The organism is Williamsia sp. SKLECPSW1 (assembly GCF_054332755.1).
In genome coordinates this window covers 2,008,456-2,030,968 of the sequence record NZ_JBTGLI010000001.1, presented here as the reverse complement: position 1 = coordinate 2,030,968, position 22,513 = coordinate 2,008,456, and the positions used below count along the sequence as shown (strand labels likewise).

Annotated in this window: 21 protein-coding genes; 13 read left to right on the top strand and 8 right to left on the bottom strand. The window is 69.2% G+C overall.

Annotation, left to right across the window (positions count from 1 at the left end; genetic code table 11):
* Window positions 1–67 precede the first annotated feature (67 nt).
* Window positions 68–814, top strand: a complete 747-nt coding sequence (locus ACXVUM_RS09435) for a hypothetical protein (protein WP_458521554.1) — start codon at window positions 68–70, stop codon at window positions 812–814.
* A 45-nt stretch (window positions 815–859) separates the two neighbouring features.
* On the opposite strand, the gene ACXVUM_RS09430 is transcribed toward ACXVUM_RS09435, so the two are convergent.
* Window positions 860–2,125, bottom strand: coding sequence for a DUF7373 family lipoprotein (locus ACXVUM_RS09430; RefSeq protein WP_458521553.1), 1,266 nt, complete (start codon window positions 2,123–2,125; stop codon window positions 860–862).
* Window positions 2,126–2,217: 92 nt separating this feature from the next.
* On the opposite strand from ACXVUM_RS09430, the gene ACXVUM_RS09425 reads away from it, so the two are divergent.
* Genes ACXVUM_RS09425 through ACXVUM_RS09405 form a run of 5 tightly spaced genes read left to right on the top strand, consistent with a single transcriptional unit; the run spans window position 2,218 to window position 8,185 of the window.
* Window positions 2,218–4,059, top strand: coding sequence for a dynamin family protein (locus tag ACXVUM_RS09425; RefSeq protein ID WP_458521552.1), 1,842 nt, complete (start codon window positions 2,218–2,220; stop codon window positions 4,057–4,059).
* Window positions 4,056–5,519: a GTPase gene (locus tag ACXVUM_RS09420; protein ID WP_458521551.1), complete on the top strand. Its 1,464-nt coding sequence runs from the start codon at window positions 4,056–4,058 to the stop codon at window positions 5,517–5,519. The genes ACXVUM_RS09425 and ACXVUM_RS09420 overlap by 4 nt, the downstream gene beginning before the upstream one ends.
* Window positions 5,516–7,276, top strand: coding sequence for an Hsp70 family protein (locus tag ACXVUM_RS09415; protein ID WP_458521550.1), 1,761 nt, complete (start codon window positions 5,516–5,518; stop codon window positions 7,274–7,276). The genes ACXVUM_RS09420 and ACXVUM_RS09415 overlap by 4 nt, the downstream gene beginning before the upstream one ends.
* The gene (locus tag ACXVUM_RS09410; protein WP_458521549.1) at window positions 7,273–7,650 is read left to right on the top strand and encodes a hypothetical protein; all 378 of its coding nucleotides are present in this window, start codon (window positions 7,273–7,275) and stop codon (window positions 7,648–7,650) included. Before ACXVUM_RS09415 ends, ACXVUM_RS09410 begins: the two co-directional genes overlap by 4 nt.
* Window positions 7,643–8,185, top strand: coding sequence for an RNA polymerase sigma factor (locus ACXVUM_RS09405; RefSeq protein ID WP_458521548.1), 543 nt, complete (start codon window positions 7,643–7,645; stop codon window positions 8,183–8,185). The genes ACXVUM_RS09410 and ACXVUM_RS09405 overlap by 8 nt, the downstream gene beginning before the upstream one ends.
* Window positions 8,186–8,197: 12 nt before the next feature.
* Here ACXVUM_RS09405 and ACXVUM_RS09400 read toward each other — a convergent pair whose 3' ends face one another.
* The 3 genes from ACXVUM_RS09400 to ACXVUM_RS09390 form a co-directional block, all read right to left on the bottom strand.
* The gene (locus ACXVUM_RS09400; protein ID WP_458521547.1) at window positions 8,198–9,739 is read right to left on the bottom strand and encodes a DUF222 domain-containing protein; all 1,542 of its coding nucleotides are present in this window, start codon (window positions 9,737–9,739) and stop codon (window positions 8,198–8,200) included.
* 103 nt (window positions 9,740–9,842) lie between these two features.
* Window positions 9,843–10,463, bottom strand: a complete 621-nt coding sequence (locus tag ACXVUM_RS09395) for a methyltransferase domain-containing protein (protein ID WP_458521546.1) — start codon at window positions 10,461–10,463, stop codon at window positions 9,843–9,845.
* Window positions 10,464–10,527: 64 nt separating this feature from the next.
* Window positions 10,528–11,724 carry an epoxide hydrolase family protein gene (locus ACXVUM_RS09390; protein ID WP_458521545.1) on the bottom strand — a complete coding sequence of 399 codons (1,197 nt, stop codon included), beginning with the start codon at window positions 11,722–11,724 and terminating at the stop codon, window positions 10,528–10,530.
* A gap of 89 nt (window positions 11,725–11,813) precedes the next feature.
* Between ACXVUM_RS09390 and ACXVUM_RS09385 the strand changes: the two genes are divergently transcribed.
* The 4 genes from ACXVUM_RS09385 to ACXVUM_RS09370 all read left to right on the top strand — a co-directional run bounded on the left by ACXVUM_RS09385 (window position 11,814) and on the right by ACXVUM_RS09370 (window position 17,230).
* Window positions 11,814–12,380: a CGNR zinc finger domain-containing protein gene (locus tag ACXVUM_RS09385; RefSeq protein ID WP_458521544.1), complete on the top strand. Its 567-nt coding sequence runs from the start codon at window positions 11,814–11,816 to the stop codon at window positions 12,378–12,380.
* Between the two features lie 92 nt (window positions 12,381–12,472).
* The gene (locus ACXVUM_RS09380) at window positions 12,473–14,065 is read left to right on the top strand and encodes a carboxyl transferase domain-containing protein (protein ID WP_458521543.1); all 1,593 of its coding nucleotides are present in this window, start codon (window positions 12,473–12,475) and stop codon (window positions 14,063–14,065) included.
* A gap of 4 nt (window positions 14,066–14,069) precedes the next feature.
* A complete protein-coding gene (locus tag ACXVUM_RS09375) occupies window positions 14,070–16,070 on the top strand; it encodes an acetyl-CoA carboxylase biotin carboxylase subunit (RefSeq protein ID WP_458521542.1) in 2,001 nt (666 codons plus the stop codon).
* Entirely contained in the window at window positions 16,067–17,230 is a 1,164-nt protein-coding gene (locus ACXVUM_RS09370) for an acyl-CoA dehydrogenase family protein (protein WP_458521541.1), read from the top strand. Before ACXVUM_RS09375 ends, ACXVUM_RS09370 begins: the two co-directional genes overlap by 4 nt.
* A gap of 4 nt (window positions 17,231–17,234) precedes the next feature.
* Here ACXVUM_RS09370 and ACXVUM_RS09365 read toward each other — a convergent pair whose 3' ends face one another.
* Window positions 17,235–17,732, bottom strand: coding sequence for an SRPBCC family protein (locus tag ACXVUM_RS09365; RefSeq protein WP_458521540.1), 498 nt, complete (start codon window positions 17,730–17,732; stop codon window positions 17,235–17,237).
* A gap of 93 nt (window positions 17,733–17,825) precedes the next feature.
* Here ACXVUM_RS09365 and ACXVUM_RS09360 point away from each other — a divergent pair, with 93 nt between their 5' ends.
* Entirely contained in the window at window positions 17,826–18,578 is a 753-nt protein-coding gene (locus ACXVUM_RS09360) for an isocitrate lyase/PEP mutase family protein (protein ID WP_458521539.1), read from the top strand.
* Window positions 18,579–18,624: 46 nt separating this feature from the next.
* On the opposite strand, the gene ACXVUM_RS09355 is transcribed toward ACXVUM_RS09360, so the two are convergent.
* Window positions 18,625–18,966 carry a DMT family transporter gene (locus ACXVUM_RS09355; RefSeq protein ID WP_458521538.1) on the bottom strand — a complete coding sequence of 114 codons (342 nt, stop codon included), beginning with the start codon at window positions 18,964–18,966 and terminating at the stop codon, window positions 18,625–18,627.
* A complete protein-coding gene (locus tag ACXVUM_RS09350) occupies window positions 18,963–19,292 on the bottom strand; it encodes a DMT family transporter (protein ID WP_458522839.1) in 330 nt (109 codons plus the stop codon). Before ACXVUM_RS09350 ends, ACXVUM_RS09355 begins: the two co-directional genes overlap by 4 nt.
* A 126-nt stretch (window positions 19,293–19,418) precedes the next feature.
* On the opposite strand from ACXVUM_RS09350, the gene ACXVUM_RS09345 reads away from it, so the two are divergent.
* Complete coding sequence (locus ACXVUM_RS09345) at window positions 19,419–20,180, top strand: lysophospholipid acyltransferase family protein (protein WP_458521537.1); 762 nt, start codon at window positions 19,419–19,421, stop codon at window positions 20,178–20,180.
* A 101-nt stretch (window positions 20,181–20,281) separates the two neighbouring features.
* Here the strand turns inward: ACXVUM_RS09345 and ACXVUM_RS09340 are convergent, their stop codons facing one another.
* Window positions 20,282–21,154 (bottom strand): LysR family transcriptional regulator, encoded by an 873-nt coding sequence (locus ACXVUM_RS09340; protein WP_458522838.1) that lies wholly within the window; start codon window positions 21,152–21,154, stop codon window positions 20,282–20,284.
* A gap of 135 nt (window positions 21,155–21,289) precedes the next feature.
* Here ACXVUM_RS09340 and ACXVUM_RS09335 point away from each other — a divergent pair, with 135 nt between their 5' ends.
* Entirely contained in the window at window positions 21,290–22,474 is a 1,185-nt protein-coding gene (locus ACXVUM_RS09335; RefSeq protein ID WP_458521536.1) for a CaiB/BaiF CoA transferase family protein, read from the top strand.
* Window positions 22,475–22,513 lie beyond the last annotated feature (39 nt).

Genomic DNA, 22,513 nt, shown 5'->3' with positions numbered 1-22,513 from the left:
GCCGGCTGCATCCAACGCTGTGACCGACCGGAGACCACTCCGGACGCCCACACCGCAGGAGCCCGACATGACCACTCGCGAATACGACACCGACCACGACGGCCGCAACGACGTCCGCCTCACCGACACCAACGGTGACGGACGCGCCGACATCGAGGAGAGGGACACCGACGGCGACGGCCGCGCGGACGTCAAGCTCACCGACACCAACGGTGACGGCCGGGCAGACATCAAGCAGGTCGACACCGACCACGACGGCCGTTACGACAGCACGGTCCGCGACACCGACCACGACGGCTACGCCGACACCCACGGGTCGGCGACCACCACCTCGGACACCGGCCGCTCGGACATCTCGTCCTCCCAGACCACCGACTCCCCGGGGAGCGAGGCCACGGGCCGCACCGGCATCACGCACACCACCGACTCGCGCGGCGACGACGTCGTGTTGATGGACATCGACGGGAACGGCCGCACCGACATCACGATGTGGGACACCGACCACGACGGGAAAGCCGACGTGATGGCCTCCGACACCGACCACGACGGCAAGGTCGACATCACCATGTGGGACACCGACCACGACGGCTACTACGACACCGCGGAGACCGAGGGGAAGGGCACCGGCGACCACACCTTCTCGGTGCACATCGCGTCGACGGACATGCCCGAGGACACCGCGTCCGACAGCTACTCCTCCGGCACCGACAGCTACTCCGGGAACGACCACTCGGGCCACGACAGCTACTCGGGCGGCTCCGGGTACGGCCACGACAGCCACACCTCGGGCTCCTACGACCACTACGGAGCCTGAGCTGCGCGATCGGCCGGTCCGGGACCCCACGCCCGGGCCGGTCGATCAGTTCGCGTTCTGGTCCGCCTGGGTGAGGATGAGATATTGAGCCGAGATCTGTTGCGCCGCAGCCGTCGCCGACGCGTCGTCGCTCTGCCCGACGTACCGACCGACCACCACGTAACACTCGTTCTGCGAGCCCGACGACGCGTCGCGGGTCAGGCATGTCGCGATCGGCAGACCCCGGGGCGAGGCCACCCTGCGCCACCCGTCGTTCGTCGCGGCGGTGACGAAACGCGACGCGAGGGTGTCTGCCGCCGTCCCCGTCGACGCTCGGTACACCGAGGTCAACCAGTACGCGTTGTGCTGCGATCCGGCATCGGTGAGGGCGGTGAAGGTCGTCTCCGGGGACCCGCGCAGCATCGACATCCCGCGGGGTCCGTACACCGCCCGATCGGTGCCGTTGACGGCGTTCGGCTTCGGGTTGGGCAGGGCGTAGATCAGGATGCGGTTCGCGTCGACCTGCACCGAGGGCTGTCGGCCACCGTTCTGGGACCGGGTGGGGGTCTTGGGGAACCGGTCGATCAGCGGCTTCTGCTGCGCGAGGGCCGTGCGGACGGCCGGCATCTGCACCGCTTGATCCGACTGCGGCGTCGACACATACGTGTAGAGGACGTAGTCGCCGTGCGGGGTGAACGCCGCGAGCGCCGTCGTGGGCGGGGCGCCGCTCAGCGCGACGCCGGGTGTCGCGACGGCCACCGTGTCCGCGGCGCCGTCGACGGTGACACGTCTCGCGTCGGGCATGGCCAGTGTCGCGGTCGACATCTGTCGAGCGGCCGCCGCTGCGTCCTGCGGGGTCACGTATCGGATGACCATCTGCACCAGCGATCGCTTCGGATCGCTCAGCCGCAGGGTGGGTGTGGACGCGGCCGTGACGAAGCCGGCGAGGAACCGTTGGTTGGCCGGGACGTTCGCCGCGGCGCCCCCGACGACCGCCGCGATGTTGCCGCGGCTGCGGATGATCTCCGTCGGCAGGACGGTGTTCGTCAACTCCCGATCGATCTCGAAGGGCGCGACGACGAAATCCGCCATCCGCTGACCCTCCACGGGGACGATGTCGTCGCCGCTCACCGGCGGGAAGGGTTTCGACGGGACCTTCTGATAGGTCCCGGTGTCGAGCGCGGAGATGTCCACCTCGTCCGACGGCACCGCCGAGGACGACGGTCCACCGGTGTCCGCGGCGTCGTCGGATCGGGCGCCCTCGCCGCAGGCGGCGCAGAGCAGCGCCGTCACGGTCACCGCGCAGGCCAACCGCACTACCCTCATCCGCATGTCGCCTCCTGCCGACGTCGTCGCGGGGCCCGCACCGGGCCGGTCGACGTCTGGTTCGCGGGCAACAGTCAACCAGATCGGTCAGGTGTCCGATGAGTGACCAGGCAAGCACCCCAGCCCCCTCACGAGCGGACGCGGTGCTCTCCGCGGCGTCGTCGGTGTTGCGTGCGTACCGCCTCGACGACGTCGCCGACCTCGCCGCCCGCAAGGCCGCCCGCGAGGATCAGCGGCGCACGGTCGTCGTCGTCGGCGAGGTGGCGCGCGGCAAGAGCTCACTGGTCAATGCGCTCGTCGGTCGACCGGACCTGACCCCGGTCGGCGTGGACGCCACCACCACGGTCGCGATCGGCGTCGTGCCGACGGACGACCCACCGCTCGACGGGACCGCCGAACTGCTCTTCGCCGACCGCACCGAGCAGGTGCCGCTGAGCACGCTGCGCGACTGGGTGACGACATCGGGACGTCATGTCGTCGACCCGCTCACGCCGTCGCTGCCGACCGGGGCCAGCATCCCCACCACGACGACGGCGATGCCCGGCGTGACGATCGTCGACACCCCCGGCGTCGGTGGACTGGACCCGGCGATGGCAGCGCTCGCGACGCAGACCGCGCAGACCGCCTGCGTCGTGGTGATCGTGTGTGACGCGTCGAGTCCCCTCACCGCGCCCGAGATGGCGTTCATCCGCGAGGCCGGCGCGTCCGTGGACTCGCTGGTGGTCGCGGTCACCAAGACCGACAAGCACCTCCGTCGCTGGCGGGCCATCGTCGACGACAACCGACGCCTGCTCACCGAGCACCTGCAGCGTGACGTCACCGTGCTCGGGGTGTCGAGTCTGCGGGCGTCACTGGCCGGCGAGCTCCCGGCGGGCCCCGATCGCGATCGGGCCGAAGCCGCCTCGGGGATCGTCGCGCTGCGGACGGCGATCACCGAACGCCTCGACGCGGCTTCCGGTCTGCCCGCCGCGGACGCACTCCGCACCGTGCGCGAGGGGCTGGTGCGGGTGCGCACACAGGTGGCGGCCGAGCGGGACGCGATCGCCGGCCGCGGTGCGACGGTTCCCGATCTCACCGCGAAACTCGACGAGCTCAACGCGTTCCGGGAACAGAGCCGGGAATGGGAGCAGTTCCTCGCCCGCGATCTCACCGAACTGCGCCAGCGCGCCATCGACGACAGTGACCGACGACTGGAGGACATCCGACGACGCTGGACCGAGCGGATCACCAAGAGCGGAATCGCCGTCCTGCGTCGCAGCCCGCAGCAGTTCACCGCCGAGATGCAGTCGGAGCTCGAACACGCCCTGGCCGAGACCATCTCGTCGTTCCTCACCAGTCTGTACGAGACGGTCGTCGAGCCGCGGTTCTCCTCCGACGCGGTGTGGGAACAGATCTGCGGCCGGATCGTGGAGTCCATGCAGGGCCCGCGGATCGAGTCGCACCCGGTCGGCAGTCGGCGACAGGGACTGTTCGACCCCACACTGCTCAACATGGGCGTGATGGGGTCGTCGGTGATCGGCGGGATGGTGGGCCTGTCGGCTGTGCTCGGCGTCGGCGCCGTCGTCGGGACGCTCTGGGTCGGTGTGAACCTCGGTTTCCGCGCGATGCGCACCGGGAAGTCGAATCTGCTGGCGTGGCTGCGGGAGACGCTGGCCACCACCAAGACCGTGACAGCCCGCCTGCTCGAGATGGCGATCGCGCAGGCCCGTCCCGAGATCGTCGTGCGTCACCGCGAGTTCCTCCGGGTGTCGATCGAGGACCTGCAGAAGCAGATAACCGTCGCACGCGACTCCGCCACCGCGGACGCCGCACGGCGGGAGAAAGATCTGGCCCGGGTGACGTCGAACCTGGAGATCATCGGCAAGCGCATCACCGAGGTGGAGGAGCTCCTCGACGAACTCGGCACCACCGCGACGCCGGTGATCGGGTTGACCCGATGACCGCCCCGGGGATCGATCCGGTCCACGCTGCACTGGACCGCGGTCTGCACCGACTGGCCGCGCTCGGCGGCGACCTCGTCGAGCAGGCCAACGCGATCGGCGCGACTCTCTGGGCACCCCCACGCCTGGTCGTCGTCGGGCGGTTGAAGGCCGGGAAGTCCACGCTCGTCAACGCGATCGTCGGCGCCCCCATCGCCGAGACCGCCGCCCTGGAGGCGACACGCGTCGTCGCCGTCTATTCCGACGGACAGCCGTCCCGCGCCGAGGTGATCGCACTCGACGGCACACGTCATCCGGTTCCGTTGGGGCCCGGTCACGTCCGCGAACTGCCGCTCCCCGACGAGGAGATCGCCTATCTGCACCGGTGGCTGCCCTCGGCGGCGATCCGTGACCTGACGTTCGTCGACACACCGGGGCTGGCCACCCTCACCACCCGCAACGACCGGGCGACGCGGCGTGTGTTGATCGACGGGGTCGAGCAGACCCGCGCGGCATCGGTCGACGCGGATGCGGCGGTGTTCCTGTTCGATGCCACCCCACGGCAGGACGAGCTCGACTTCCTGCGGAAGCTGCCGCTCTCACCGCTGAACACCATCGGGGTCCTGTCGCGCGCAGACGGTTTCGCCGAGGGCGCGCTCGGCCGGCGGGACCCGATGGAGCACGCCGGTGAGCATGCACGCAGCCTCGCGACCCGTCTCGCCGGGACCGTCGCGGCGGTGGTGCCCGTCTCGGGCCTGATGGCGCAGACGGCCCGGACGGGCACACTCTCCGAGGCCGACGCCCGCGCGCTCGCCCAGTTGGACGGGATGGCCCCGCTGGACCTGATCGAACTGTTGGAGTCCGACGCGCCCGGACCGGTGGCGCCGGAGGTCCGCGATCGGCTGCTGGACCTGGTCGGCGAGTACGGGATGATCCACGGCCGCACCGTCGCCGGACGGGGTGCGGCGGCGCTCACCGCCTGGCTCGACGCGACCTCGGGTATGGCCGAGCTGATGCGCGTCGTGCGATCGTCCCTGCGGGAGTACGCGGTGCTCAACCGTGCACGCCGCGTCCTCGACAGGATCGACGGGTTGGCCTATTCGCACCCGTCGCGGGACGCGATCCGCGGCATCGTGCACGACATCCGCGCCGACCCGTCGATGCTGCGCGTCGCCCTGCTCACCGACCTGCAGAACGTGTTGACCGCGGATCCGACCGCCCAGGTGGCCGACGACCTGCGTGGGCTGTTGGTGGGGCGTTCCCCGGCGGCCCAGGTGGGTCTGCCACCTGACACCCCGGACGGCGAGGTGCGGGCGACCGCGCGCGATCGCGCCGCCGAGGTCGGCTCCCGCGCGCTGGCGTCGGCATCGGCGGCCGAGGACGCGGCCATCGTGGACGTGGTCCGTGCGTACACCGCGATCGCGAGTGGTCCGCCGGCCGGTGTCGGATCCGCACAGGGATACGGGAGGATCCACCCATGACCACCGGCAACTGGGTTCTCGGTGTCGACTTCGGGACCTCGAACACCGCCGCCGCACACTCGGCGGCGGTGAGCGGCGCCACCGAGACACTGCCGCTGTCGCACACGTCGAACGTGATGCCGTCGGGGGTGTTCGTCGCCGGGCCCGATCGGATCGCCGTCGGTGACCACGCACTCGACGAGGCACAGCGTCATCCGGCCGGTTTCGTCCCCGCACCGAAGCGCCTCATCGGCCAGGGATCGATGTCCGTCGGCGGGTTCGACCTGCCCACCTGGCGGCCCATCGCGGCGATCTTCGCGACCGTGTTCTCGCGGGCGGCCGCCGTGCACGCCGGCCAGATGCCGGCGCGGCTCGTGCTGACCCACCCCGAGGCGTGGTCGCCCGCGCAGATCGACGTGCTCCGCCAGGCCGCGGCCGCCGCGGGGATGGACCCGTCGGCGATCGTCACGGTGTCCGAACCACGTGCTGCGGCCGCGCATTACGCGCGGGGGACGCGGGTCCCGCCGGGTGGGCGGATCGCGGTGGTCGACTTCGGCGGAGGCACCATCGACGTCGCCGTGCTGGCCATCGACGAGTCCGGGATGTTCGAGGTCGTCGCCGCCCGCGGCGACAACGCGCTGGGCGGCAAGACGTTCGACGCGATGATCCGCCAGTGGGTCGTCGAGCAACTCGACGCACGGGACCCGGATCTGTCGGCAGCGCTGCGAACGCCCGCTGTGCGCCAGCGGCTCGACGAGTCCATCCGCCGTGCCAAGGAGTTCCTCTCCGAGGCCCCGTCGGCGACGATCAGCGTGCCCGGCGACGGGGTGGCCGAGACGTTGCAGATCACGCGCGACGAGTTCGAGGAGCTGATCGCCGAGCCCGTCGCCGCGGCCGTCCGGTTGACGCGCGCGGTCCTCGCCGACGCCGGGGTCTCCGCGGACGCACCGCTGTCGGCGATCTTCCTCACCGGCGGCACGTGTCGGGTGCCGCTGGTACAACGGGCGATCCAGAGCCTCGGGCCCGTCGCGACCCTGGACGATCCGAAGACCGTCGTCGCGCAGGGCGCCATCACCGCGACGAGCGTCGCGGGTGGCCGACGACCGACGATGCCGGCGGCGTCGGACCTGTTGAGCCGGTGGGACACGGCGCCGACCCCGACCGCCGGGCCCGTCGAGGATCCGCCGGCCCGGCGGAGTCGTCGGGCGCTCGTCGTGGGTGGTCTCGCCGCTGTCGTCGCCGCCGCTGCCGTGGTGACCACCGTCGTCCTCACCTCCGGTGGTGATCCCGGCGCCGACAATCAGGCCGGTGGCACGTCGACGACACCCACTGCGTCGGCGGCGTCGTCGGCCACGACGGCCACCAGCCTCGAGCAGATCCGATCGGCGTTGCCGCAGCGACTGGGTTCCGCCCTGCAGAACTGTTCACCGAGCCAGGCGATGATCGGGAGTCCCTTCGCCGTCAACTGCACGCTCGACGCGGCGTCGGGGTTGGTGACGGGATTGCTGGACAACAGATCGCGGGTGATCGTGGCCGTCGACGACGATCGCGCCCGGCGGGACCTGGTGCAGATCCGCCAGGGGGCGGGGGCGTCTGCGTCGGACACGTTGGTGGAGAACACTGCTCGAACCGCTGCCGCGACCATCTCGCAGGACCCCGGCTCGTCGGCGGAGCTCAGATATGCGAGCTCGGCCACCGGGGTGCGCCTGTTCGTCACCGGGGTGCTCGGCGCCACCGAGGGCAAGACTTTTCTCACCAGATCGGAGCTGATCCAATGACCGACCCCGACGAACCGTCGGTTCTCCGCGACACCGGTGTGACGACGACCGTTCCCGACGACGTGTGGTCGCGGGCGCTGTCGGTCGCCTTCGATCCGGACGCCCAGTCCTCGGACGCCTCGGTGGTCCCGGTGATGGACGACTCCGGGGACCTGCCGGACACGTCGTCCGGCGAGGCCGATCCCGGGATTCTCCATCAGCCCGAACACGATCCCGGCGGTCATGACGGGGCCGCTCACGGCGCGATCGACCTCGGCGATGGCGATCACGATGCGATCCATCACGACGACGCGCACGGCTCCGATCACGGTCATGACGACGGCCACGGTGACGGGCACGGCCACGACTCGCATGACTCGGGGTGGCATGTCTGACGCGGCGACGCTGATGGCGGCGCGGACCGGCGATCAGCAGGCGTTCGCGGAGCTGGTCGGCGAGCACCGCAACCACATCTGGGCGGTGTGCGTGTCAATCACCGGGAACGCGCAGGACGCCGAGGACGCTCTGCAGGACACGTTGATCTCGGCGTGGCAGCACCTCGACCGGTTCCGGGGTGAGGCGAAGTTCGGGACGTGGCTGCACCGCATCGCCGCGAACTGTGCTCTCGCCGTGGTACGTCGGCGGAAGCCGAACACGGACACGGTGGACTTCACCGACACCGACCGGCCGGTGGTGCTGACGGACACCGCCCCGGCCGTCGACGAACGGGTGGCCCGGCAGGACCAGGTTCGCGCCGCGCTGGCGACCTTGTCGGAGGATTTTCGCGAGGCGATCGTGCTGCGCGAGTTCGGCGATCTCACGTACGAGGACATCGCCGCACACCAGGGCGTCGGGGTTCAGACCGTCCGATCACGGTTGAGCCGGGCGCGCAGTCAGCTGGCCTCCGCGCTGGCGACCGTAGACGGCTGACCGGCTGCCGGCTCACTCACGCTCGAACCCTGGCATGTCGATGACGAGGCCGGGGATCGTCCGCATCTCGACAACCAGTATCGGTGGGGGCGGGATGTGTTCGCGCAGTGCGAGTGTGAGGGCACGTTCGACCGGGGACTCGGTGTCCGGTGGTGGTGCGTGATCCTCCAGGATCTGGTCGGGTCGGTGGAGGTGATTGGTGCGGGGTGGGTCGGTGGTGCCGTTGGCGACCCACCCGAACCGACCACGATCGGGACCGTCGGTGATCTTCTCTGTCTGCCAGCCGCCGGGCCGGTCGTGCACGGCCCGGTTGTGCGGTCCGCACGCCGGCGCGAGATCAGTGGAATCGGTGTTCCCGCCGGTGGCCCAATCCTGTTTCGCGTGGTGCATCTCGGTGTGGGAGAACGGTGCCGGGCATCCCGGCATGGCGCAGCCGCCGTATTGGGCGAACAACAGGAACCGTTGCACCTCTGAGGCGAGGCGGCGGGTGCGCCCGTAGAACAGTGGTTCCCCGGTGTGATCGTCGAAGACGGCCAGATGCATCTGCGCCCGCGCAGCCAACGTGAGGATGTCCGACATGGGCAGGTCGGTGCCGGTGGCGGTGTGCCCGACACCCGCCCGCTCCCGCAACTGGGATTCGGTGATGGAGATGATGATGTGCGGCGGCAACCCCCGATGCGACGCCCCATACACCCCACCATCAGCCGCCGCCCGCAACAACGCCTGCAGGGCGTCGTGATTGCGTTGGGCTTGTGTCCGTGAGTCCCGTTCGGCCGCTGCGGTGAGCGCATCGGTGTCAACAGCGTTGTCGTCGCAGCCGCCGCGGGGTGAGTGCTCGTCGTCGGGATTGTTCATCCCCGGTTTCGCCCACTTCGACAGCATCACCTCGAACAAGGCCCGGGTCGTGGGGTCGAGGGTGCCCGCGAGTTTCGACATCAGCTGCGCATCCTGATTGCCCACCGTCAGGGATCGTTGCCGGGCCCGGTCGCGGTCGGAGGGTTCGGCACCGTCGGGATCCAGATGCGACAGCAACCGGGCGCCGGCGCGGTGGATCTCTTTCGGGCTGAAGTTGCGGGCGATGTCGGCGATCTGTTCCTCGGCCTTCTCCCGCACCTCCGGCGAGGTCGCCGCGGGGATCTTGTCCATCACCGACAACACCGCATCCACATGCTCATGCGACAGGTCCCCCTCGGCCATCGCCGCCGCGGTCTCTGGACACCGGGGTGGGAGTGTCTCCCCGGTCATGGCGTGCATCTGCGACAACGCGAGCACCTGCTTCAACCGGCGTTTCGGGTTCGCCACGCGAAGCCGGTCACCGACGAACTGCGTCAGGGTCGCGCACTGCACAGACCGGAACGCATCCCGATCCGACACATCCAGGATCCGACGCAGACCTATCGAACCCATCCTGCGCACCGCACGTTCATGGGTGATCGCGAGCTCGGCGACCTCGGTCTCCGAACACGCATCCGAGGTCGCATCAGCGATCTCATCCAGAAGAACATGCAGCGCGGCATATTTCGCGACCAGTGATGTCTCGACGGTGTCGTCCACAATGCACCTCCCCCGGGATGTAGCGACCACCCCAGGATAGAACACCTGTACGACATTCGCAAGTGTGTTCGAATGTGGCGGCGACTCGCCGAGGTTCACAGCCTCAGGGCTTCGCGCCCGCCACGATCAACTGCGCGTGACGGGATGCCGGACCGGGAGCGAGGCGGAGGTCGGCGACGACCTCGAGGCCGACATCGCCGAGCATCGTCGACAGTTCCTCCGGCTCGTAGAGGTGCGTCGTCCAGTCGACGGGGACGTCGCCGTAGCAGCGCGTACGGCGGACGTCGCCGGTGCCGCAGTGCGTCGCCACCAGGAGTTGCCCGCCGGGTCGGAGCGCTCGTGTCATGGTCGTGATGACTGTCGGGAGCCACGGGCGGGGCAGGTTGAACCACGACCACCACCCCAGGACGCCCCCCAACGACTCGGGCTCGGGGCGCAGATCGGTCACCGATGCCACCTCGAACGCGATGTCCGGATGGTCCCGTCGGGCGTGCTCGATCATGCGGGGAGACAGGTCGACTCCTGCGATGTCGACACCCTTGTCATGCAGGTACCCGGTCACCCAGCCAGGGCCGCACCCCGCGTCGAGAACGGGTCCGACCGTGCGGACCTGCTCGGCGAATGCGTCGAGGGCGGCCCGTTGCCACGGGCCGGGGTCACCCACCATCGCCACGTAGTTGTCCGCTACGGCGTCGTACGACGACCGCACGGCGTCGAGGTCCACGGGCGTTTCCTCTTCGACGCCGGGATGGTAGTCATGCGGATGAACGCCGCCCGACGTAGACGAGTCACCGACGAGCGTCGAGCACAGCCGTGAGACCGGTCAGCAAGTCCCGGACGAAGTAGTCGGGCATCTCGAGCGACGGGAAGTGCCCGCCCTTGTCCGGCGTAGACCACCGCACGATCGAGCGATACCGATGCTCAGCCCAGGGCAGCGGACACTTCTCGATGTCTGCCGGGTACACGGTGATTGCAGCCGGAACCTCTACTCGCAGCATCGGATCCAACGAATCGTGACTCTCGTGATAAATCCTCGCGGCCGACGCCCCCGTACGCGTCAACCAGTAGAGCGTCACATCGTCGAGGATCCTGTCACGGGAAATGGACTCCCACGGGACGTCCTCCGTGTCCGTCCACTCGGCGAACTTGTCGAGGATCCACGCGAGAAGACCCACGGGCGAGTCGACGAGGGAGTATCCGATCGTCTGTGGCCGGGAGGCTTGCTGCTTGGCATAAGCCGCGCGCTCTCCTGACCAGAAGCGTCGCGTCTCATCGATCCAACCGCGTTGCGACTCGGTCAGACCATCTGCGGTGAGGCCCGGGGGCGCCTGCGCGAGCGTGGTGTGGACGCCGAGGACACGGTCCGGGAACCTGGCGCCGAGAATCGCCGTGACGACTCCTCCCCAGTCGCCGCCGTGGGCGAGAAACTCTGCGTAGCCGAGGCGTTCCATCAGCTGCACCCAAGCGCAGGCGATCTTCTCCGTGTCCCACCCTGGGACCGTCGGTCTGCCGCTGAATCCGAATCCTGGGAGAGACGGCACCACGACGTGGAACGCGGTCGCCGACGGATCGTCCGGCTCCGTCAGTTCGTCGATGACATCCACGAATTCGACGATGCTGCCAGGCCATCCATGTGTCAGGACCAACGGAACAGCACCAGGCCGTCCCGAGCGCCGATGCAGGAAGTGGATCTCGAGGCCGTCGACGACAGTCGAGAACTGGCCGATCTCGTCGAGTCGCTCCTCAAATGAGCGCCAGTCGTACCCGGACCGCCAACGCTCGATGAGCTCGACCATGACGGTCAAGGGAACTCCCTGTTCCCATCGGCGCGGATCAGGCGCCGGCCGGTACACCGTCTCGCGATCGGGAAGTCGCGCCATCGCCAGGCGGGTGCGCAGGTCGACCAGCTCCGATTCGTCGACCCGACACACGAACGGATGAATCGAGGCATCCCCCGACGCCCGACTCGCAGAACCACGGAGCATCGACACGACCTCTCGTTCGCAGAACCGTCTAAGACGGTTCTCACCTGATCACATCCGGCGGCCCTGGTGCAACCACCTAAGGTGGTTCCATGCCATCTCGCACTCCCGAGTTCCGACTGGGGACCGTCGTGGCGACGTCCTTCACGGGGACACTCTCCGAACGCCACGGCGTACCGGTGGAGCGGATCCCGACTCCACGTCGACTCGCCGACTGGCTGGACGTGTACGGCTTCTCGGTCGACTCCTGCAGCGAGACAGACCTCCGCGGCGCCCGCGAACTCCGAGAGGCCATCCACGCCGTGGCCACGGCCGCTGCGTCGGGGCGAGACCTGCCGGAGGCGGAGGTAGATGTCATCAACCTCGCAAGTGCGAACGGCCAGGCATGGGCAGAACTCACCACCGAAGGCAGACGCCGATGGCGGCTCGAGAACGCAGCGGTCGACGACGCGTTGAGCCTGATCGCAGACGACGCGATCGCGATCGTCGCCGGCGAACGCGACGGTCGTCTTGCGCTGTGCGCGTCGCCGACCTGCCGTGCCGCGTTCTTCGACACGAGTCAGAGCCGCACCCGTCGATGGTGCGACATGAACACCTGCGGAAACCGACAGAAGAAGGCGCGCCTCAGGGCAGGACGCGACCGACGTGACGATTCCTGATCTCCACACCTGCGATGCCCATGGACAGTCCCGCCCTGGCCGACGTAGAGTGCACTCAGTTATCAGTCGTTAACTGAGTCGAGGGGGTCGTCGTGCCGGTCGATCGCGCGCTCAATCGCGCCGAGCACCAGCGTCTCGTCGCCGACCTCCGCGAGCGCACCGCAGCAGCCGCCCGGGGTGGCTCGGACGCTTCTCGCGAGCGGCACGTCGCGCGCGGGAAACTGCTCCCGCGCGATCGGGTGAACACCCTGCTCGACCCCGGCAGCCCGTTTCTCGAGCTGTCGCCGCTCGCCGCGACCGAGATGTACGACGACGCATGTCCGGGCGCCGGAATGATCGCCGGCATCGGACGGGTGTCGGGCCGTGAATGCCTGATCGTGGCGAACGACGCGACGGTGAAGGGTGGCACCTACTACCCGATCAGCGTGAAGAAGCACCTGCGTGCCCAGGAGGTCGCTGCGGCGAACCGCCTCCCGTGCATCTACCTGGTCGACTCCGGGGGCGCCTTCCTCCCCATGCAGGACGAGGTGTTCCCGGACCGCGAACACTTCGGCCGCATCTTCTTCAACCAGGCGACGATGAGCGCCCGCGGCATCCCACAGATCGCGGCCGTGCTCGGATCCTGCACCGCCGGTGGCGCATACGTCCCCGCCATGAGCGACGAGGCCGTCATCGTCGCCGATCAGGGCACGATCTTCCTCGGCGGCCCGCCGCTCGTGAAGGCCGCAACCGGTGAGGACGTCACCCCCGAAGAGCTCGGCGGCGGCCTGCTGCACTCCCAGACCTCCGGTGTGACCGACCACCTCGCCACCGACGACCGCGACGCCCTGCACCGCGTCCGATCGATCGTCGCGACACTCGGCCCTCGCGATCCGTCCCCCTGGGAGGTCGTCGAGACACAGCCTCCGGCTGCAGATCCCGACGAGCTCTACGACCTGGTCCCCGTCGACCTCCGCACCCCGTACGACGTCCGCGAGGTCATCTCCCGGGTGGTCGACGGCCGCGCCGACGGCACGTCGTCGTTCGACGAGTTCAAGGAGCTCTACGGGACGACACTCGTCACGGGATTCGCCCGCATCCACGGCCACCCCGTCGGGATCATCGCGAACAACGGCGTGCTCTTCGCGGAGTCGGCACTCAAGGGCGCGCACTTCATCGAGCTGTGCGACAAGCGGTCGATCCCACTGCTGTTCCTGCAGAACATCTCCGGCTTCATGGTCGGCCGCGACTACGAGGCAGGCGGTATCGCCAAGCACGGCGCGAAGATGGTCACCGCCGTCGCATGTGCGCGCGTCCCCAAGCTCACCGTGGTGATCGGCGGCTCCTACGGGGCCGGCAATTATTCCATGTGCGGGCGGGCGTATTCGCCTCGCTTCCTGTGGATGTGGCCGAACGCGCGGGTCTCGGTGATGGGCGGCGAACAGGCCGCCTCGGTCCTCGCGACCGTCCGCGGCGACCAACTCGACGCCGCCGGGAAGCCCTGGTCCGACGAGGACGTGGAGAATTTCAAGGCACCCATCCGCGAGCAGTACGAGCGGCAGGGCAACCCCTACTACTCAACCGCCCGCTTGTGGGACGACGGCGTCATCGATCCCCTCGACACCCGTCGTGTCGTCGGCCTCGCGCTCGGCGTCTGCGCCAACGCGCCACTCGAACCCGTCTCCTACGGCGTCTTCCGGATGTGAACGCATGAGCCGACAGATCAACTCCGTCCTCGTCGCCAACCGCGGCGAGATCGCCGTCCGCGTCATCCGGACCCTGCGGGACATGGGGATCCGATCGGTCGCCGTGTTCAGCGACGCCGACAGCGATGCGCCGCACGTGCACGCGGCCGACGACGCCGTCCGGATCGGTCCGCCGCCCGCACGGGAGAGCTACCTCGACATCGCCGCGGTGATCGGCGCCGCCCGTGCGACCGGCGCCGACGCGATCCACCCCGGATACGGATTCCTCTCCGAGAACGCCGCTTTCGTCCGCGCCTGCACCGAGGCAGGGATCGTCTTCATCGGCCCGTCGACCGAGGCGATCTCGGTGATGGGCGACAAGATCACCGCGAAGTCCACCGTCACCGGCCACGGCGTCCCGGTGGTGCCCGGCATCTCGCGCCCAGGTCTCACCGACGACGACCTGATCGCCGCGGCGCCCGAGATCGGATTCCCCGTTCTCGTGAAGCCGTCAGCCGGCGGCGGCGGCAAGGGGATGCGGGTCGTCGAGAGTGCCGCAGACCTTCCCGCGGCGCTGGCGGGAGCCCGCCGTGAGGCCGCGTCGTCGTTCGGCGACGACACCCTGTTCCTCGAACGGTTCGTCCACCGGCCCCGGCACATCGAGGTGCAGGTCCTCGCCGACGAGCACGGCGCCGTGATCCACCTCGGCGAGCGCGAGTGCAGCCTGCAGCGCCGCCATCAGAAGGTGATCGAGGAAGCCCCCTCCCCACTGCTCGACGCAGCGACCCGGGCGCGCATCGGTGAGGCAGCGTGCGCGACGGCGCGCAGTGTCGGGTACACCGGCGCCGGCACCGTCGAGTTCATCGTCTCCGCGGACGCACCCGACGAGTTCTTCTTCATGGAGATGAACACCCGCCTGCAGGTCGAGCACCCGGTCACCGAGATGGTCACCGGGATCGACCTGGTCGCCTGGCAGGTACACATCGCGCGAGGCGAACCGCTGACCCTCACCCAGGACGACGTCGTCCTGCGTGGACACGCCGTCGAGGCGCGGGTCTACGCAGAGGACCCGGCGAACGGTTTCGTGCCGACCGGAGGAACGGTCGCGCGCGCCCGGTTCGGCGACGGCCCCGGCGTACGCGTGGACTCCGGTGTCGCGGACGGGACAGAGGTCGGTGGCAACTACGACCCGATGCTCGCCAAGGTGATCGCGCACGGACCGGATCGCATGACCGCGCTGGCGCGCCTGGACGGCGCCCTCGCGGACACGGCGCTCCTCGGCGTCGGCACCAACGTCGACTTCCTGCGGTTCCTCCTGGCCGACGACGAGGTCCGTGCCGGCCGGCTCGACACCGCTCTCCTCGACGTGGTCGCCGCGTCCTACGCGACCGCAGGTGTTCCCGACGACGTCCTCGTCGCGATCGCTGCGATCGACGCGGCACTGCGATGGCAGGGCGACGACGAACCGTGGTCACGACCGGACGGCTGGCGCCTCAACGGCCCGTCAGCGACCGAGCGGATCGAACTCGGTGACGACGCCACCACACGCGTCCTCACCGTCGGCGGGAGCCTGGACGACCTGCAGGTCGCGCTGGACGACGAGCGGCACACTGCGTCGGTCCGAATCGTCACGAGCACAGTGGATGTCGTGACCGCCGAGGTCACCGTCGACTGCCGCCGCCGGGCGTACTCGCTGGCATCGTTCGGTGCCCTCACCTGGGTGGCACGCACCGGTGGCTGCTGGCCGGTCCGGCGCGTCGACGCCGAGCGGGGCGAGACGACACGGTCGATCACCGGCGACACCGACGTCCGTAGTCCGATGCCCGGGAACGTGATCGCACTGCCGGTGGACGCCGGGTCGGCGGTGACGGCCGGGACGGTCGTCGCCGTCGTGGAGGCGATGAAGATGGAACATTCGCTCACCGCAGTCGTCGACGGCGTCATCGACGTCGTCGTCGCGGTGGGCGACCAGGTGAAGGTGGGCGACGTGCTGGTGCACGTACAGCCGGAGGGAGAACAGGCATGAGCGGGTTCCTGAGCACGGAGGACCTCCCCGAGGACTACCGCGACCTGACGGCGACAGTGGCGGACTTCGCCCGATCCGTCGTCGCACCCGTTGCGGCCGAGCATGATCGCGAGCACTCGTTCCCCTACGAGATCGTCAAGGGCATGGCCGACATGGGCCTGTTCGGTCTGCCGTTCCCCGAGGAGTACGGCGGCATGGGCGGTGACTACTTCGCGCTCTGTCTCGCGCTGGAGGAGCTCGGCAAGGTCGACCAGAGCGTCGCGGTCACCCTCGAGGCGGCGGTGTCGTTGGGCGCCATGCCGATCCATCGGTTCGGCACCGAGGAGCAGAAGCAGACGTGGTTGCCGCGGCTGACGTCGGGCCAGGCGCTCGGGGCGTTCGGTCTCACCGAACCGGGTGCGGGCAGCGACGCCGGCGGCACTGCGACGACCGCGCGACTCGTCGGCGACGAGTGGGTGATCAACGGCTCCAAGCAGTTCATCACCAACTCCGGCACCGACATCACCGCGCTCGTCACCGTCGCCGCCGTCACGGGTACGGACAGCGCGGGCCGCAAGCAGATCTCCACGATCATCGTTCCCAGCGGCACACCCGGATTCGAGGTCGGACCCGCCTACGACAAGGTGGGGTGGAACGCGTCGGACACGCATCCGCTGTCGTTCACCGATGTCCGTGTCCCACGGGAGAATCTCCTGGGCCAGGAAGGTCGTGGATACGCCAACTTCCTGCGGATCCTCGACGAGGGCCGCATCGCGATCGCCGCCCTCGCCGCGGGGGTGGCACAGGGGTGCGTTGACGAGTGTGTGCGATACGCGAAGGACCGCAGCGCGTTCGGGCGGCCGATCGGGAAGAACCAGTCGATCGCCTTCACCATCGCGCGCATGCAGGCCCGCGCCTACACGGCGCGGACGGCCTACTACGATGCTGCGGCACTGATGTTGTCGGGCAAGCCGTTCAAGCGCCAGGCGTCGATCGCGAAGATGGTCGCGTCCGAGGCAGCGATGGACAACGCCCGCGACGGGACGCAGGTCCACGGCGGCTACGGGTTCATGAACGAGTACACCGTCTCCCGTCACTACCGGGACTCGAAGATCCTCGAGATCGGCGAGGGGACCACCGAGGTGCAGCTGATGCTCATCGCCCGCGACCTCGGGCTCTGACCACTCACCCGCGCTCGGCGACCACCGCGGGCAGTGCGTCGACGAACCGCTGCAGCATGGCGGCGACGACGGGGCGTCCGGCTTTCACACCGAGTCGGGCGACCGTGCTCCCGGGCGCCATCCCGACGATCCAGGTGAGGCGACACCCCGTCGACGTCCGCTCGATGCGGTAGTCCTCGAGGAACGCCGTGAGCATCGACGACGACGTCGCGTCGAACCGGAACACGAGGCGCTCCCCGCGCTCCCAGACCAGGAACTTCTCGTAGCCGGTCAGACCGGCCACCATCTTCACGGTCCGTTCGGAGTCGACCCCGTAGGGCTCGCCCGACGTCCACCGGGCGTGGCGGACCACCTTCGCCCAGTGCGGGAGTGCCTCGGCGTCGACCAGGACGTCGAAGACCTTCTCGGGCGACGCCTCGATCTCGACGGTGCTGTCGAACCGCACCGGTGCCCGCGCTGCCCAGTCGGCGTCGACCTTCTCGAACTCATGTCGTGCTGCCATGTCCCCATCGTTCCCCGGGCACGCGGGAGAACGTTCGTTCTCAGATGATGGGATGTCGGGAATGGACCCCGGAGAACGCTCGTTGTCCCCGCCATGACGACCCTGGCCGACAAGGCGACAACCCTCCTTCAACTGCACCGACCCGGTGACCCGGTGATCCTTCCGACCGTGTGGGACGCCTGGTCGGCGAACCTTGCCGTCGACGCCGGTTTCACCGCCCTCACCGTCGGCAGCCACCCGATCTCGGACTCCATCGGCAAGCCCGACAACGAGGGCCTCACGTTCGACGAGGTGCTCACCCGCATCCGGCAGATCACCGCAGCCGTCGACGTCCCGATCTCGGTCGACATCGAGAGCGGGTACGGCGAGGACCCGAAACGCCTCATCGAGGGTCTCGTCGACGCGGGGGCCGTCGGACTGAACATCGAGGACACCGTGCACAGCGAGGGAGGCCGACTGCGCGAGGCGCAGGAGCACGCGGACTTCGTCGGCGCCCTGCGAGCCGCGTCCGACGCGACCGATGTCCACGTGGTGGTGAACGCCCGCACCGATCTGTTCCTCAAGCAGGTCGGCGACGAGGCCGACCGTGTCGATCGCGCCGTCGCGCGCCTGAACCTCGCGGCCCAGGCCGGCGCCGACGTGCTGTATCCCGTCGGATTCCACAGTGACGCAGTCCAGAAGCGCCTCACCGCCGAGCTCACGAAGCCGGTCAACGCGATCGGCCACCCGGCGAAGAACGACAAAGCATCACTCGCGGCGCTCGGCGTCGCACGGGTCAGCTTCGGCCCCCTGCTCCAGGCGACCCTCGCCGAACGCGCGACGGAGTTGCTGAACCGCTGGAACTGATCCGTGTTCGAGGGGCGATGTCCTGACACGCAGGCATCGCCCCTGCTCACGGCACCTCGGTGAACGTCGGCGCCGCACCGAGTTCGATCGCCAGCACGCCGACGGCGATGAGTCCGATGCCGGCGATCATGCGGCGCGTCAGCGGTTCGGAGAACAGGACGTGCGACGCCAGCGCGGTGAGCGCGACACCGGCGGCCGCCCAGATGCCGTAGGCGACGCCGAGCGGGAGACCCGCACGCAATGTGCCGATCAGCGCGAGGAACGAGACGACGTACCCGACGGCGACGCCGAGGTAGAACATCCGGCGCCCGGTGGCGGCCGCCCGCAGCGACAGCGTGCCGAGCACCTCGGACACGATCGCCAGGATCAGGAACAGGTAGGCGGTCACGACGGCGACTCTTCTGTCGAGCCGGTCTCGACGAGCAGGACGCCCGCGATGACGAGCACGATCCCGACGATCATCACCGGCGTCAGGGACTCACCGAAGACGCCCCACGACAGGATCGCGGTGAGGGCGACGCCGCCCGCACCCCAGATGCCGTATGCGACGCCGAGCGCCATACCCCGCTTCAGGACGATCGTCAGGCAGGTGAACGCGGCCGCGTACCCGACCGCGACCACGACGTAGAGCGCCGGGTGCGACTGCGACCCCTTCAGGGACAACGTCGCCGCGACCTCGGCCACGATCGCGCCGAGCAGGAGGAGCCACGTCATGCCGGTGCGTCGGATCTCGCGGCGGCGATCGGGGTGTGCGTCACGGGGTGACTTCATCATCCGCGGCCATCAGGGACAAGCGAGGAACCGCACCTACGCATGCGTAAGTTACGCTACCGTAGGTTCGTGGAGATCGAACTCGCCCGGGCCGACCGCGTCTACGCGCACTACCGAACCCATCAGCAGTCCGTGGCGCGCGCACGTGCGATGTATGCACTCCTGGCCTGGAGACACCGCCCGCGCGTCCACTACGTCGGCGCTGCACGACGGCAACTCGAGCAGATCGTGCGGACCCCGTCGGAGACCCCGATGCTCATCGCGGTCAACCACGTCAGCGAGCGCGACCCGCTGGTCCTCGCAGCGGCAGGGTTCCTCTCCCCGCTGCGCGCCCGCATCGGACACATGCGGGTGTTGGCGAAGGACGAGCTCTTCGCCGACGCCGAGCAGCGGGCGAAGATCGATGCCCTCGGCGGCATCCCCGTGTTCCGACCCTCCGACCACGACGTCCGCGCCGCCGTGGCCGCCGCCCATCAGCTGTTCGAGGTGTGCGGCGAGCGGATGTCGCGCGGCGACGCGATCGCGATCTTCCCCGAGGGCACCTGCAACACCGGGGATCCCGCGCGTCTCCAGAAGATGAGCAGCGGGGTGGGCCACATCGCCGTTCGAGCACGCAATCTCGGGGTGGCGACGCCCGTCCTGGTCACGATCGGTCTGGCCTATCCGCAACAGACAGGCTCCCGGCGTCACTCCCGACCGGTGGTCGTCATCGGTGAACCCCTACGGCTCGACGCCGAGCGTGCCCCGTCCGCCGCTGCGGTCACCCGCCTCGTCACCGAGCGCCTGCAGGAGGTCGTCACCGACGCACACGAGCACGTCACCGGCCGATAGGTCCACCTCGACGGCGGCCGCTCGCCAGTCTTTTGCGCGATCGGTGGCGCCGACGCGACAAACCCCGAGACCGGTGAGCGCCGGATCACTCCGCGGCTGACTCAGTCCGGACGCGCGTCAGCCGTACCGAGCACGGCCGCAACGGGATCGAGCCAGGAGTCGGCGGCCCGACGCAGCAGGTAGGTGGTCAAGGTCTCGCGCATGTCGTCGACGGGCAGCACCGCGTACTCGTCTCGGTCGAGGGAGGCGACTGCTTCGGACTCGATCGGCACGACGGTGAACGCGGCCGTGCTGCGGAGGAAGATGAGCATGCCGCTGATGTCGCTGAACTGGGCGTCGGTGTCGATCACGGCACCCGCGGCAGCGAGTCGATCGGTCCGGCCCGCACCGAGATCCCAGTGACGCGGACCCTGGATGTAGCGCATGCCACGCAGATCCCGCGTCGTCAGCGACGTCCGCTCGGGGAACCGTGACGCGTCGACGACGGCCGCGAGGGGCTCGCTGTAGAGCACGCGCGACGACAGCGTCGGGTGTGTCGTCCCGACGTGGGCGATGGCGATGTCGATCGACGAGCTCAGGAGCGCGGACTCCATGTCCAGCGACGGCATCTGTCGCAGGGTGATGGCCCACTGCGACTCCAGGTCGCGGATCGCGTCGCCGAGCGCTCGTCGGTGGCGGGGGTTGAGGACGTCCGGGACCGCCAGCCGGACCTGCTCGCGAACGGCACCCTGCCCGATGAGCCGCGGGATCGCGTCGAAATCCGACACCACCGATGTCGCCAACGGAAGCAGCGACTCTCCGGCCGCCGTCAGTCGGGTGTGGTGGGTGGACCGGTCGAAGAGTGGAGTGCCGAGTTCGCGCTCCAAGGTCCGGATCCGCTGACTCAGCGGTGGCACCGACATGTTCAACGACTTCGCCGCCCGGGTGAAGTTCAGTTCCCGCGCGACGGCGAGGAAGTAACGCAGGTGGTGCATCTCCACCGGTCACACGCTACGCCCGGTGTTATCGCCGTGGACACACCAGCCTGAGGCCATCGGACATTCCTTTACCTGCGGTAACGACCTAGCGTCGGAGACAGCGACAGAACACGACCGGACGAAGGAGCGCACATGACCGTGCAGCAGAACACCCCCACCGAGGCCACCGGGCCGCTCGCCGGGGTGACCGTGGTCGACATCTCGACGGTTGTCATGGGCCCGTACGCGACCCAGATCCTCGGCGACTTCGGTGCCGACGTCATCCGCATCGAGCCACCCTTCGACACCGCCCGCACCTCGCCGGCCAACACCGGGCGCAATCCCGGCATGGCGCCGCTCTACATGCAGGTCAATCGCAACAAGCGCAGCGTCGCCCTCAACCTCAAGGACTCCGAGGGCCTCGCCGACCTGTTCGCGATCCTCGCCGACGCGGACGTCCTGGTCACCAACATGCGGGCGGGCGCCCTGGCACGTCTCGGCCTCGACTACGACGCCGTGCACGACCGCTTCCCGCACCTGATCTACGCGCACGCACAGGGGTTCGCACCGCAGTCCTCGCAGGGCAACCGCCCCGCCTACGACGAGGTCATCCAGGCGGTGTCCGGTCTGGTGAGCCTCCAGGACCGCGCCGGCGACTCGCTGCAGTTCATGCCGACCTTCATCGCCGACAAGACCGCTGCGCTCTACCTGCTCAACGGCATCCTGGCCGCGCTCTACCACCAGCAGCGCACCGGCGAGGGTCAGCACGTCGCACTCGCGATGGCCGACGCGATGATCGCGGTGAACCTGGTCGAGCACATGGCCGGCGACGTGTTCGTCCCCGCCGCCGGCGATGTGGGCAACCCGTTGAGCCTCACCGGCGCCCACGCCGCCATGCGCACCAAGGACGGTGGCGCGATCGCCGCCGTTCCGTACACCAACGAGGCGGTCCGCAAACTGCTCGTCGGCGCCGGACTCGACGAGGACGCGGCCGATCCGGCCTGGGACTCCCCGACCATCGACCGCGCCGTCTTCACCGCCGGGATCGAGAAGGTCCTCGCGCACTCGGAGAGCAAGACCACCGCGGAGTGGGAGGAGTACCTCACCGCCAACGACATGCCGTACGGCGTCGTCGTCGACATCGCGGACCTCCCGAACGACCCGTACGTCCGCGAGATGGACCTCATCACCGAGGTCGAGCACCCGACCGAGGGGACCATCCGAGTGATCGCGAACCCGCTGCACTTCTCGGCCACCCCGACGAGCTACCGCCGTCACGCCGAGCGCGCCGGAGCCAGCACCGACGAGGTGCTGGGCAGCGTCCGCGCCCCGGCCTGAGACCGCCGCCGGATCGCACCGCCCACTCCACCCGAACGA

Bases quoted from the DNA above. Each gene is read 5' to 3' on its own strand.
- ACXVUM_RS09390 (WP_458521545.1), bottom strand. From the start codon at position 11,724: ATGCTCCGTGGTTCTGCGAGTCGGGCGTCGGGGGATGCCTCGATTCAT.
- ACXVUM_RS09385 (WP_458521544.1), top strand. From the start codon at position 11,814: ATGCCATCTCGCACTCCCGAGTTCCGACTGGGGACCGTCGTGGCGACG.
- ACXVUM_RS09335 (WP_458521536.1), top strand. From the start codon at position 21,290: ATGACCGTGCAGCAGAACACCCCCACCGAGGCCACCGGGCCGCTCGCC.
- ACXVUM_RS09430 (WP_458521553.1), bottom strand. From the start codon at position 2,125: ATGCGGATGAGGGTAGTGCGGTTGGCCTGCGCGGTGACCGTGACGGCG.
- ACXVUM_RS09375 (WP_458521542.1), top strand. From the start codon at position 14,070: ATGAGCCGACAGATCAACTCCGTCCTCGTCGCCAACCGCGGCGAGATC.
- ACXVUM_RS09435 (WP_458521554.1), top strand. From the start codon at position 68: ATGACCACTCGCGAATACGACACCGACCACGACGGCCGCAACGACGTC.
- ACXVUM_RS09365 (WP_458521540.1), bottom strand. From the start codon at position 17,732: ATGGCAGCACGACATGAGTTCGAGAAGGTCGACGCCGACTGGGCAGCG.
- ACXVUM_RS09425 (WP_458521552.1), top strand. From the start codon at position 2,218: ATGAGTGACCAGGCAAGCACCCCAGCCCCCTCACGAGCGGACGCGGTG.
- ACXVUM_RS09350 (WP_458522839.1), bottom strand. From the start codon at position 19,292: ATGACGTGGCTCCTCCTGCTCGGCGCGATCGTGGCCGAGGTCGCGGCG.
- ACXVUM_RS09405 (WP_458521548.1), top strand. From the start codon at position 7,643: ATGTCTGACGCGGCGACGCTGATGGCGGCGCGGACCGGCGATCAGCAG.
- ACXVUM_RS09340 (WP_458522838.1), bottom strand. From the start codon at position 21,154: ATGCACCACCTGCGTTACTTCCTCGCCGTCGCGCGGGAACTGAACTTC.
- ACXVUM_RS09360 (WP_458521539.1), top strand. From the start codon at position 17,826: ATGACGACCCTGGCCGACAAGGCGACAACCCTCCTTCAACTGCACCGA.
- ACXVUM_RS09415 (WP_458521550.1), top strand. From the start codon at position 5,516: ATGACCACCGGCAACTGGGTTCTCGGTGTCGACTTCGGGACCTCGAAC.
- ACXVUM_RS09370 (WP_458521541.1), top strand. From the start codon at position 16,067: ATGAGCGGGTTCCTGAGCACGGAGGACCTCCCCGAGGACTACCGCGAC.
- ACXVUM_RS09410 (WP_458521549.1), top strand. From the start codon at position 7,273: ATGACCGACCCCGACGAACCGTCGGTTCTCCGCGACACCGGTGTGACG.
- ACXVUM_RS09420 (WP_458521551.1), top strand. From the start codon at position 4,056: ATGACCGCCCCGGGGATCGATCCGGTCCACGCTGCACTGGACCGCGGT.